The sequence below is a fragment of the Albimonas pacifica genome (assembly GCF_900113695.1).
In the GTDB taxonomy this organism is placed as follows: domain Bacteria; phylum Pseudomonadota; class Alphaproteobacteria; order Rhodobacterales; family Rhodobacteraceae; genus Albimonas; species Albimonas pacifica.
The window spans coordinates 14471-25286 of record NZ_FOQH01000010.1 but is presented as its reverse complement, the minus strand read 5'-3'; the positions used below and the strand labels follow the sequence as shown (position 1 = coordinate 25286).

The following is a 10816-nucleotide window of genomic DNA, read 5'->3' as shown; positions in this document are numbered from 1 at the left end:
GTCAGGAGGGCCTCGGAACAGGGACGGGAGAGGAGTTTGGGGCGAGAGACGAGCCACCATCCGCATCAAACCCACCGCTCAGCGCGTAGAGCCCCAGCCCGTTCTGCACGCCGCCGCTCAGCGCGTTCGCCATGCCGCTGTAGCCGCTGGCCCGCGCCTGTCCTGCGGTCATCAGCGCGTTCCCGGTGTTCGCGGCCGAAGCCTGACCCGCGCTCGCCGTGGCGCCCGTCGCGGCTTGCCCCGTCCCGGCCAGCGCGGCGAGGCGGTTGAGGTAGGTGTTGTATTCCTGCGCCGCGAGGCCCTGTCCGAACCGCTGGCTGGCCTTCATCGTGGCCCCGGAGAACAGGCCGCCGCGGGCCGCCGCGCTGCGGTCGATGGCCTGCTGTCCCTGCTCAAGCTGGAACTGGTAGCCCGGCGTCGCCTCGAACCCGCGGTATTCCGTGCCGCCGCCCCTCTGGTCCTTGATGTAGGACCGGGCCGAGGCGCGATCCGCGAAGGTCATGTCGCCGACCTTGAACAGCGGGTTGGTGCGGCCTCCGCCGACCGCAGCCCCGCCGGGCGCCGTGTAGCCGGGTCGCGCCTGCACGCTGTATTTGAAATCGCCGTCGGGCGTCTCATAGTAGCCCGGCCCGCCCTGCCGTCCGCCGGCAGGCTGGGCAGGGCCGCCCTGCCGCGTTCCGGGGATGCGCTCGATGTTCAGGTCTGCGCCGCCGCCGCCAACAGAGCCGGGCCGCGGGCCAAGCCCCAGCTCGAACGCCAGCGCGCCGAGGGCATCGTATCCCGCCTCGCGGTAGGGACCGTAGTCCTCGCGGGTCTGGTCATACATGTACTTCTGAAGCGCCGCGGAGGCGTCTGCCGCGTCTTTCTGCGCATCGGCCGCCTTGTTTGCCCCTATGATCCCGGTGACGCCGGAGGCGGCTGCCGACCCGAGGGAGATCGCAGTGATAGGGTCACACATCGAGACGCTCCCGATAAATCATTTCGACAGGCTCATAGCCGAGGCGAGTCATCGCCACCGAGTGGCGGGCAGTGAACCGAATTTCAGCCGCGCCACGCGCTCGCGCCTCCGCAGCCATTGAACGGAGAAGGGCCAGCCCGGAGCCGTCTTCGGCGAACCAGAACGTTTCGATGGCCTGCATCCGAGATGGGGCGGACCAGTGCGGCGTCAGGATGGCCCCGATCATGCCCCCGTCAGACACGAGAACGATCCCGCTTTCGGAGGCGATCATGCGCGCGACCGTGGCGGCAGTCGCCTCCGGGTCGAAGCCGCTTGCGCCGACGACGCGTCGATAGTTCTCCCGCCCCATCTCCACGATGCGCGGCAGGTCTTCGGCGGTCGCGCGGCGGATGGTCATCGGGCCAGCCTCAGAACCGTGAACGGCCCGCGGGTGTGCGCGTCCCGCTGCGCCGCGATCTCGACCGCCCGCTCCGCACTCGCGCCAGCGGCCATGGCTCCGATGGCGATAGTTGTCCCGGAGCCGGTCGCCGCGAACTCAGTCTTGATCGGAACGGGACGCCCCTCGGTCTCAATGAAGCTGATCGCCCCCTCCGGAGACACAAGCAGCGCCTCTGTTCCGTTCTTGATCTCGAGCGGGCCGTCCGCGCCTCCCTCCGCCCATGCGAACACACGGCCCGCATCGGCCGCGCTGCCAGAGACGCCGACAAGAGCACCCGCCGACGTTCGGATCGCCTTCACGACCTCTCCGACATAGGTGTCGCCGTCCCAGCAGCCCGTGTCCGCGACCATCACCCCGTCGCGATAGGCGATGGTCGTCATCCCTGCGTGCGCCCGCTGATCGTCAGCGTCAGCGCCGAAGCCGTCCCGGCCACGGCCTGCACCGTCGCTCCGCGCGCCAGGCACTGGTTCACCAGCCCCGTGAGCGGGACCGTCGCTCCGGCGTCCACCGACAGCTCGTGATACAGCTTGTCCGCGGCGGAGGCCGTGCCCCCGCTCGCCACGATGTGCAGCGTCAGGGTCGCCGCCGAAGCCGTGGGGTTGCAGACCGTCGCCGCGTCGATGGTCCGGGTTACGTCCGCCGAAGCGACGATGGTCCCGAGCGAGTCCGAGGGCTGGCCCGCGTAGAGGAGAACCTTGCTCATACCGGCTCCAATCCGCCGTTGTCGCAGCCGCAGGAGGCCACGGGATCAAGAGGAGCGCCGTCGCGGCTGGGGGGCGCAACGGGCTGGATTTCAACAGCCGCAGCGGCGACCGAAACAGGGGCGAGGGAGGCGGCTACGTAGAAAGGGACCGAGGTCGGCGCGAGGGCGTTGTCGCCATCTCCCGGCGTGACGATGGTCCCCGGCCCGCCGACCGCCAGAACCAGCCCGTTCACGAACGCCAGAATGTCCCGGTCGCCGCGCCACTGGTAAGGGATCGGCGGGAGCATCAGGGTCGTCATCCCGCCCTCACCTTCGCCCCGTAGATCGCCACGTCGATGGGGTCCGTGATCCGAACCCTGGCCCGGAACTGCCGGGCGTTCCCGAGCCCGTGCCAGCGGACCCGCTTCAGGTAGTTGCCGATGCTGCCCAGCGGTCGCTCCCGCTCAAGGCCCCATTCCCGCCCGTCCTTGCTGATCTGGAGCACGGCCGTTGCGTCGTCGAAGTCCGTGGCGCCCGTCTTGAAGGACAGCTCCAGCTCGTGAAGGCTGAAGCGATCCCCGCCGTTCTCCAGCGGCAGGGAAATCGCCTCGCGCAGCATCGCCGTGCCGCCGTCCGTCACCCCGCCGAGAGTGTAGACCGTGCCGTCGCGCCCACCGATCAGCGTCTCCGACCCGAACCGGGCTGCGCAGAGCGCCATCCAGCGCGGGGCTTCCGTGCCCGTGGCGCGCTCGTGCCACAGGTTCGTGGCGATGTCGTAGATCCACGCCGGCCGGTCGCTGAACCGCAGGCAGTAGCTCTTGTGGCCGCGCCAGGTGAAGGTGAAGCCGTAGATATCTCCCTCAGTCTCCTGGAGCGCGCGGGAGACGGGCGGCGTCGAGATGACCGAAGGCGTGTAGCCCTGCGCCCGGTAGCAGAGCCGGTCGTCCCCTACCCAGAAAACCGAGTTGTCGTCGCTCGCCACGGAGCCCCCGAAGGCGCAGCCGCGCTCGATCACGCCGCCGCTCAGGCGCTGGAACGGGAAGTCCGCGTTCCCGGTGTTGCCGAAGACCTCCACCGTCTCGGTCCCGAAGAACCACAACTCGGAGTGGTCGGCGTGGACCCGCACCACGTCGTCCGGCGCGCTCTCGGCCGAGGCGAAGTCCAGTGCATCGATCGTGCTCGCGTCCGCCAGCGCCGTGATGGCGAACCGCTGCCCCCCGCGCTCGCTCAGGATGATGTAGTTGTCCAGCCGGGTGACGCTCTCGGTCCTGTTGAAGACCCCGGGCGCCACCTCGGCCAGCGTCTCGTCCGCAATGTTGTAGACGTAGTAGTTGCCGCCAGCCGCCACCGCGACGTCGAAGCCGTTCCCGGTGATGGTCGTCGTCGGATCGTCCACGATGGCGCCGAGGTTCGTCACGGCCCCGCCGGAGCGGATGCGGTAGAGGCTGCCGTCGCTCGCGGCGTAGGCGATGCCGGCCTGCACGTAGATGTCGCGCACCGGACCGGTGGAGAGGTTGGCGAAAGCGGTCAAGCCGGGGGAAGGGGCGAGGATCAGGCGGCCGGTCCCGGCGTCGGGGAATGGCTCGGCGAAGAAGTTCAGAAGGCGCTCGCCAGAGTATTCCGCGAACTCGGTCCCGGCACTCTGGCGGGCGAAGGCGAGAAGGGGCATCAGCGCAGCATCCTGACGATCTGCTCGTCATCGGGAACGTCCTGCGTCGCCCACGGGGGCGTCTCGCGGCGATACTCGGGGGCGAAGTTGCGGCGGGCCTGGACGTTACGGGCTTCGACTTCGCCTGCGGTGCGGCGATACAGATCCAAGGGATCTCCGACAGAAGCGGTCTCGATCTTCCAATATTCGTCAAATTTCGGGTGACGCTCGACCTTCTCCAGAAGGTTTTCCCAGATCCTCAGATCCTGTTCCGGGGCGACATCCGAGAAGTTGGGGCCATACCGCTCGGCCAGCGACTCCGCGGCCCGGTCCCTGGCGTTCAGCAGGCTCGCAAGCGACGGGTTCCGCTCCCGGAAAGCAGCAAGATCAGCCTCTTGAGCAAGCCGCATGTCGCGCTCAGCGGCGGAACGGCTGCTTCCGCTGGCAAACCCTTCCTGCTGCTGAACCGCGTGCTGGAACTCGTGCAGCGCCGTCGAGCGGCGAGCCTGCGCATTCGGCTGACCAACCACCACCGCGCCGATATCGGGCTGGTAGTAGCCCGCGGCCCCTTCCATCTGCCCCGAAATCGGACGATCCGAGATGCTCTGCTGCGTCTTGGCCCACATCTCAGGATAGGCGTCCTGAAGATCGTCATGCTGAAGTCGCTGGAACCCCTCCGGCGCGTTCGCGGGGCTCTCAAGGAAAGCGTCGCTGTCTTCGATCTCCCAGCGCCACTTCCCATCCACGCCTTGGAACCATCCGGTCTCACGCCACACGTCGTCCCGGTTCGCCCCCGCCGCGGTCATCTCCTCGGCCCGCCGCAGCATGTCGGTCGGCGCGTTCGCCGCCTTCACCCCTGCGAAGATGCCCAGGGCCGCTCCTGTGCCGGCCTGGAGCCCCGAGGCGCTGACGCCAGGCATGAAGGAGGCCAGCCCCGCAGCCCCGGCCTGAGCCGCGTCCTGCGCGCCCTGCCAGAGGTCGCCCTGCATCAGCGCGTTCGCGGCCCGGCCGCCGTAGTCGTAGTAGTCCCGCACGTCTGCCGCGTCGCTCATTTCGCCCGCCAGCGTCAGCGCATTCAGCGCAGGTTCCGCCGCCGGCCCGCCGTAGTAGCGCACCGCGTCCGTCAGGGCCGCATCCTGTCGGTCCAGCCACGCCCTGCGCTCGGCGCCCGTGGGCACGGCCTCCATCAGCGCGTTCCAGCGCTCGGAAGCCGCGTCCGTCAGGTCGCGCAGCGCGCCAAGGGCGTTCTCCAGCGGCATCAGAAGTGCTCCACCTGCACGGGCTCCACCCGGTCGTCGGGGAAGACCTGCGCCCGAAGCCGGGCCATGTCGCGCCGACCGTCGTAGGCCCGGCCGAAGATCGGTGCGATGCGCTCCGCCACCAGTCCGGCGAGGTTCAGCCAGAGCCGATCCGGGGTCGCCGACGCCGCCCATTCGAAAGCCATGCCGTGGTCTTCGGACAGCTCTTCCAGCAGCGCGGCATACGTCTCGGTCGCGACGAGCGCATCTTCGGCGGAGGGGTCTTCCGACACGTCCGCAACGGCGATCAGCCGCAGCGCCCGCGTGGCGACGTCCAGCTCACTCTTCGCCATCGTCTTCGGCGTCCTTGGCGGCCTTCTTCTCCGCCGCTTTGATCTCGCGCTTCAGCCGGGTTTCGCCCCAGCGGCCGTCCACCTCGATTCCCAGCCCCTCGGCGGTGGCGCGCAGATCGTCGCGGTCCACGTCCCCGTCGCCGTCTTCGTCGCCCACCACCTCGAAGTGCGAATTGCCCGCGATGCGGCCAGCCAGCGCCTCGGGGACCTCCACGGCCTCGCCGAGGGGGAACGTCACGCCGCCCCAGGTCAGCGCCTCGGGGTCGTTCTGGCCGTTGCCGATGAAGCGCGCCTTCATGGGATGCCTCCTGCGAAAAGGAGGGCGGGACCGAAGCCCCGCCCCGCTGCTCAGTTGTCGACGGTGTAGATCAGCACCATGGACAGGGTGCCGCCCGTGTTCGCGTCCGCGTCGGCCAGCGTCACGATCACGTCGAGGAAGCCGCCGGGGTCCGAGGACAGGCCGGCGAGCTGCCACGCCGGAAGGCCGACGTTGGCGATGTTGGCCGCCTTGAAGACGCCCGCCGAGCTGGCGGCCGTAGCCGCGTCCAGCCCGTCGTTCAGCGCGTCCGGGTCCGCAGCGAAGCCGATGTCCAGCGTCGGCGCGCCGGTCGAGGCCAGATCGTCCCAGTAGAGCGTCGACAGCGGCATGATGCGCGCCGCCGAGGCCACGCGGCCCATGGTGTAGGTCGACGTCGCCGAGGCGGCGGCCGTGACTTCGACGGTGCTGCACACCGCCACCATGTTGGCGTCCTTGGGGACCTGGTTCGCGTTGGCGGTCGTCATCGCGATGGGATGACGGCGCGTCGCCGTCAGGTTCTCAACGGCCATGACCGTTTCTCCTTGAATATAGAACTTCGCTACCCATGTTTGGAGCATGGATAATTGGAAGCCCGTACTCGGATTTGAGACTTGCTATGAAGTCTCGGACGATGGCCGTGTCCGCCGAACTCGTGGCGGGCATGGCGCGAAGGTTGGTCGTTTGTTGCGCCCTCAGATAAACAACAAAGGCTACGTGCAGTTCTGCCTTTGCCAAAACTCCAAGGCTCGGCGACATCTCGCCCACCGACTGGTGTAGGGGGCATTTGTCGGTCCGATCCAGCCCAAGTTGGTGATCAACCACAAAAATGGGTGCCCACTGGACAATCGACTGGAGAACCTGGAGGCAGTCACCCAGAGCGAGAACCATAGGCACGCATACGCCGAGCTTGGGCGCGTCGCGAACAAGAGCACGGTGCGCGGGGAGCGACACCATCTCTCCATCCTCGACTGGGATACCGTTCGCGAGATCCGGCGGCTTCACCGCTCTGAAGGCATGACCCATGCCGCGATATCTCAGAAAATCGGCATAGCCCGGGGGCATGTCTCACGGATAATCAACAACAAGCGCTGGCCAGACCACGAAGACCCGGCCAGCGCTAAGTAGTGATATCAGGAATCCGCGACGTTTGCGAAATAACCAGTCAGTAGACCGTGATCCTTCGGGTCGTCAGTGTCATCAGACCCAGCCCCAAATCGCAATTTCGCGAAGTTGCCGAACTCCTTGATGCCGATGCCGGGCTTGTCGCCGTAGTCGTCTTCCTTGGACTGGATCGACCGCCAGCGGCTGACGATTCCGTAGCCCAGGGCCTGCGCGCCGCAGAAGAACGCCGGGGCCACGTCGATGTCGCCCGCGCCGACACCCTCGATCACCGGGATATCGTCGATCTCCTTGACGATGATCCCGTCCCACTCGACATCTCCGCCCATGAACAGTTTCTCGTTCTGCATACGCAGCGAGACGTCCTTCTGGGCGTTGATGATGGTGTCGTCCGCCTTCAGGTCCCGCATATGGAGCGGGGTCACGTAGCAGACGTAGAACCGGCGGCCGGACTGCTCCGAACGGATGGGCCGGATCTTCGGCGAGGCGGTCAGGGCCATGCGCTTCATCAGCGACAGGGCGCCTGCGGTCAGCACGTCGGTGGTCCCGTCGATGTTCGCCAGCGACGCCGAGTGGTCGTTGCCGGAGTTGTTCGACTTCGCCGCGCCGAAGAGCACGCGGTCGGCGTTGTCCGCCAGCCAGGCGTCCTTCTGCGCCTCCGACGCCGAGGCGTAGGCCACGTCGTTGATCGACATCATCGCCTGGATGATGCGATCACGGGTGTCCTCCTGCGCCCAGTCCATGAGCGCGGAGCGGGCGGCGTTCCGCAGGTCGATGGCGGAATACTGCTGCTCCTGCTCCGGGACCACGACGCCGTGCCGGCGCACGGTCACGGTCAGCGGGTAGGAGCGAGACCCGAGGGCCTCCTCGTTCCCCACCAGCCGCTGCGTGCCGGTGACGCCATCGCCGGTCAGGCGGGACAGAAGGGCGAACGTGACCGCCGAGCCCTTCTTGCCGGTCAGGTCTTCCTTGACCTGGATGACCGAGTTCTCCGAGGTCCCCATTTCGCTCTTGAAACGGTTCTCCTGGAAATACTCGGAGAAGAACTTATCGTCCCACTGCTGGACGGTAAGCCCGGTCGCTGCACGGGTGTCAGCCATGATGTAGTGCTCCTAGGGAAGGAGCGTCAGCGCCCGATGATGCTGCTCAGGCTGGGTCGCGCGGTCGGGGCTCCCGCCGCGCTGCCGACGCTCGTCTGGTCCGCGAGCGACGGAGGAGGCGCCGGCTGCTGCCGAACCTGCTTCGCCGCCATCTCGGCTTCGATCTCCTTGCGGATCGCTTCCCGCTGGGCAGTCTTCCACGCGTTCGGGTCTTCCCCGATCTCCTTCATGGCCTCGGTCTTCTGGTGCCATTTCACGAGGGCGTGGTAGGGGCTGCGCTCGGCCATGATGGCCTGATACGCGGCCCGGTCGGCCACCTGCCCGTTCGCGGCGATGGCGTTGAACGCGGCTTCCACCGCGTCGTCGCCGAACTGGGAACGGGCTGCCTGCTCCGAAACGTCGAGGCGCACGTTGTCCGTGGCCTGTCGGATCTGGGCCTGCATGTGCTTGGTGTAGGCGTCGGGGTCATCGAAGACGTCCGGGCTCTTTTCCGGCTGCTTCGGCTGACGCTCGGCCTCCATCGCCTTCAGCCGCGCTTCGAGGTCGCGCGCCCGATCCCGTTCCGCCAGCATGGCGGCGAGGGGAACGGACTGCTCGGCCTTCTCGGGCTTGGCTTCCGGCTCTTTTGCGGGCTCGGGGGCCGGTTCCGGCTCCTTCGCCTGCTCCTGCACAGGTTCCTGCCCCTCGGACGCAGTGGCTTCCGGCGCGTCGGCCGGCTGCTGCTCGCCCACGGGGTCGGGCATGGGTTCGGGTTCGCGCTGGCTGCCCAGCACGTCCGCAAGGTTCACATCGCTCATTGGATTGCCTTCCCGTCTCGTCGGAAGCTGCACGAACCGCCCGTATCGTCGGCGACACGCTCCGCCCGTTTTCCCGCGGCGACCGGGGTTCCTGTGCGGGAGCCGGGGGCTCTACCGCCGGGGCTCAGAAGCCCGTGATGATGTGCAGGGCGCGGACCAAGCCGTGCTCATGAATGAGCCGGCGATGGGTCGCCGGCATCTGGTCGATCAGGTCCATCTGAGCCCGCGCCTCGGCGGCATAGGCTTCCCGCTCTGCGTGGGTCTGCATTCGGGTGATGCGCACCGGCTTGATGGCCGGTGCGTCGCCTAGGATCGCTTCAAGGCTGACCATCAGCCCGCCGCGACGTTGCCGCCCGGCACGAACTGCGGAATGGCCTGCACGCCCTCGCGCGCCTTCGCCTGCGCGTCGGCCACGTTCTTGAGCGCGATGCTCTCGTCTTTCTCGATCTTGGCGACGGCCTCGCGCTCGGCCAGCGGCGCGCCCTGCTGCTGGGCCTGCGCCTCCATCTCCTGCCGCTGCTGGATCAGCTCCAGGAGCTTGTCCTTGCGGTCGCGGCGCAGGCCGGGGGCCAGTTCCACGATCATTTCCGGCGGGATCGGGACCATGCCCGAGGTCGCGAGGTTCGCGATGGCCTCGAAGGTCTCGCCCTGGAGCGTCAGCGCGTCGGGAACCTCGTCGAGGATGATATCAACGTCGAGCCCGGCGACCTCCTGCTTGACGCCCACGACCATGCCGAGGCGAGGATCATCCGGAACCAGCCCGAGGGCGCGGGCCTGCATGATGGCCTCTTCCTCCGGCATCTCCCGCAGCGCGTCGGCCAGCGTGATCGGCTGGTTGATGCCCACCCACCGGATATTGCGCTCGTCGTCCGTGACCCTGATCCACCGCTCTTCGGTCCAGAACTGCCGGATGCGGTTCCAGATCGCGCGGTAGACCCGCTTTTTCCACGACTGGTAGCGGTCGAAGATCGGGGCCAGCTCGACCATGGCGCCCTGCTGGCGGGCGAGGACGGCGCGGCCCGACGTGCTCTCGCCGGTGTCGCCGGACAGCGCGCCCGACGCCTGCATGCCGTCGATTTCGTTCTTGGCCTCCTGGAGGAGCTGGAGCTGACCCGAGGCCAGGTCCGTCGTGTTCAGCATGCCGAAGTCTTGGCCGTAGACCCCGTCCAAAAACTCTACATGGCCATCTGGCCGCGCCATCTCTCGCTTCAGGGCAGAGACGCTGTCGATCACGCCCTTGCGCCCGAAGGTCTGGCGCTGCGTCAGCAGGTGCAGGGCCTTGGAGCGGCGCTTGTTGATCTCGTCCTGCACGTCGATCATCTCGCGGACGATGCCGTAGCGCCGGTTTTCGCGGTCGACGTAGGTGCTCTGAAGGATCAGCGGGCAGGTGCTGTTCCCGTCCTCGTCCATGTAAGGGCTATCGCCCTCCTCCAGCACGGCCCCGCCGCAGAACAGGGTGTAGCTCCACACGCCCTTGACCTTGCGCCACAGCAGCACGACCCGGACGCGGGCGCGGTCGCTGGACACGTAGGTGACCCACTTCGGCCGGTCGTCGTAGGTGTCGCCGACCTCACCGCGCAGGTTTCCGTCCAGATCGGCCGCGGCCTGGGGATAGGCCGCCTTCACCTCGTCCAGATCCTGCCAGATGACGCCGCCGAGATAGCGGGCGTCGCTGAAATCCGGCTCGCGGGAGTGCGGGTCGAAGAACAGGCGATCCCACGGCCAGCGCTTCAGCGCGACATCCACCCGCTCGTTGCCCTGCGCATCACGGGCGACCCGGTGCGAGACCTCGATCCCGCCGAAGCCCTCCACCAGCATGTTTTCGAAGACCGAGGACGCCTTGCCGTCGAAGTCGTCGGAGTCGCAGACGAACTTGATGCTATCCGTCGCGGACTCGGCATCCCGCTCGTGCTGCGGCGTGCGAGGGAAGGCCCGAGGATCGGTGCGCTTCTGCGCCTCCAGCCCGCGCAGCCAATCCACCTTCCGCTTGATGCGGTTGATGACGACCGGCGGCTGTCCTCGCGCCCGCAGCGTGGCGATCTCCGAGTCCGTGAGCTGCCAGTTGTCGTAGTAGTCCCGGTCGCGCTGCGCCAGGTCGCGGGCGTGCTGCGTCGCCGTCTCGCTTTCGAGAAAGAGGCGCTTGGCCTCCTCCAGCTTCACGGCGTCAGGCTTCGCCTTCGCGGG

16 protein-coding genes are annotated in these 10816 nt (G+C 67.8%); 2 read left to right on the top strand and 14 right to left on the bottom strand.

Annotation, left to right across the window (positions count from 1 at the left end):
* Window position 1: 1 nt before the first annotated feature.
* From BM064_RS20435 to BM064_RS20390, 10 genes are read right to left on the bottom strand one after another with little or no spacing between them, the layout of a single operon-like run.
* Window positions 2-958, bottom strand: coding sequence for a hypothetical protein (locus BM064_RS20435; RefSeq protein WP_092863123.1), 957 nt, complete (start codon window positions 956-958; stop codon window positions 2-4).
* Entirely contained in the window at window positions 951-1355 is a 405-nt protein-coding gene (locus BM064_RS20430; RefSeq protein WP_092863120.1) for a hypothetical protein, read from the bottom strand. The genes BM064_RS20435 and BM064_RS20430 overlap by 8 nt, the downstream gene beginning before the upstream one ends.
* On the bottom strand, window positions 1352-1777 hold the full coding sequence (locus BM064_RS20425) for a hypothetical protein (protein WP_092863117.1): 426 nt from the start codon (window positions 1775-1777) through the stop codon (window positions 1352-1354). Before BM064_RS20425 ends, BM064_RS20430 begins: the two co-directional genes overlap by 4 nt.
* A complete protein-coding gene (locus BM064_RS20420; protein WP_092863114.1) occupies window positions 1774-2100 on the bottom strand; it encodes a hypothetical protein in 327 nt (108 codons plus the stop codon). The genes BM064_RS20425 and BM064_RS20420 overlap by 4 nt, the downstream gene beginning before the upstream one ends.
* Window positions 2097-2399: a hypothetical protein gene (locus tag BM064_RS20415; protein ID WP_092863111.1), complete on the bottom strand. Its 303-nt coding sequence runs from the start codon at window positions 2397-2399 to the stop codon at window positions 2097-2099. The genes BM064_RS20420 and BM064_RS20415 overlap by 4 nt, the downstream gene beginning before the upstream one ends.
* The gene (locus tag BM064_RS20410) at window positions 2396-3748 is read right to left on the bottom strand and encodes a packaged DNA stabilization protein (protein ID WP_092863108.1); all 1353 of its coding nucleotides are present in this window, start codon (window positions 3746-3748) and stop codon (window positions 2396-2398) included. Before BM064_RS20410 ends, BM064_RS20415 begins: the two co-directional genes overlap by 4 nt.
* Window positions 3748-4986 carry an LPD23 domain-containing protein gene (locus BM064_RS20405; RefSeq protein ID WP_092863105.1) on the bottom strand — a complete coding sequence of 413 codons (1239 nt, stop codon included), beginning with the start codon at window positions 4984-4986 and terminating at the stop codon, window positions 3748-3750. Before BM064_RS20405 ends, BM064_RS20410 begins: the two co-directional genes overlap by 1 nt.
* On the bottom strand, window positions 4986-5318 hold the full coding sequence (locus tag BM064_RS20400; protein WP_092863102.1) for a hypothetical protein: 333 nt from the start codon (window positions 5316-5318) through the stop codon (window positions 4986-4988). The genes BM064_RS20405 and BM064_RS20400 overlap by 1 nt, the downstream gene beginning before the upstream one ends.
* Window positions 5305-5616 (bottom strand): hypothetical protein, encoded by a 312-nt coding sequence (locus tag BM064_RS20395; protein ID WP_092863099.1) that lies wholly within the window; start codon window positions 5614-5616, stop codon window positions 5305-5307. The genes BM064_RS20400 and BM064_RS20395 overlap by 14 nt, the downstream gene beginning before the upstream one ends.
* Before the next feature lie 50 nt (window positions 5617-5666).
* Window positions 5667-6146 (bottom strand): hypothetical protein, encoded by a 480-nt coding sequence (locus tag BM064_RS20390; RefSeq protein WP_092863096.1) that lies wholly within the window; start codon window positions 6144-6146, stop codon window positions 5667-5669.
* A 46-nt stretch (window positions 6147-6192) separates the two neighbouring features.
* Between BM064_RS20390 and BM064_RS28515 the strand changes: the two genes are divergently transcribed.
* Both BM064_RS28515 and BM064_RS28510 read left to right on the top strand, forming a co-directional pair.
* Window positions 6193-6393, top strand: coding sequence for an NUMOD4 domain-containing protein (locus tag BM064_RS28515; RefSeq protein ID WP_092863093.1), 201 nt, complete (start codon window positions 6193-6195; stop codon window positions 6391-6393).
* An 18-nt stretch (window positions 6394-6411) separates the two neighbouring features.
* Complete coding sequence (locus tag BM064_RS28510) at window positions 6412-6741, top strand: HNH endonuclease (RefSeq protein WP_092863090.1); 330 nt, start codon at window positions 6412-6414, stop codon at window positions 6739-6741.
* Window positions 6742-6746: 5 nt separating this feature from the next.
* Here the strand turns inward: BM064_RS28510 and BM064_RS20375 are convergent, their stop codons facing one another.
* The 4 genes from BM064_RS20375 to BM064_RS20360 all read right to left on the bottom strand — a co-directional run bounded on the left by BM064_RS20375 (window position 6747) and on the right by BM064_RS20360 (window position 10792).
* A complete protein-coding gene (locus tag BM064_RS20375) occupies window positions 6747-7835 on the bottom strand; it encodes a phage capsid family protein (protein WP_092863087.1) in 1089 nt (362 codons plus the stop codon).
* A gap of 26 nt (window positions 7836-7861) precedes the next feature.
* Complete coding sequence (locus BM064_RS20370) at window positions 7862-8632, bottom strand: hypothetical protein (RefSeq protein WP_092863084.1); 771 nt, start codon at window positions 8630-8632, stop codon at window positions 7862-7864.
* A gap of 124 nt (window positions 8633-8756) precedes the next feature.
* On the bottom strand, window positions 8757-8963 hold the full coding sequence (locus BM064_RS20365; protein WP_092863080.1) for a hypothetical protein: 207 nt from the start codon (window positions 8961-8963) through the stop codon (window positions 8757-8759).
* Entirely contained in the window at window positions 8963-10792 is a 1830-nt protein-coding gene (locus BM064_RS20360; protein ID WP_143103397.1) for a portal protein, read from the bottom strand. The genes BM064_RS20365 and BM064_RS20360 overlap by 1 nt, the downstream gene beginning before the upstream one ends.
* Window positions 10793-10816: the final 24 nt, after the last annotated feature.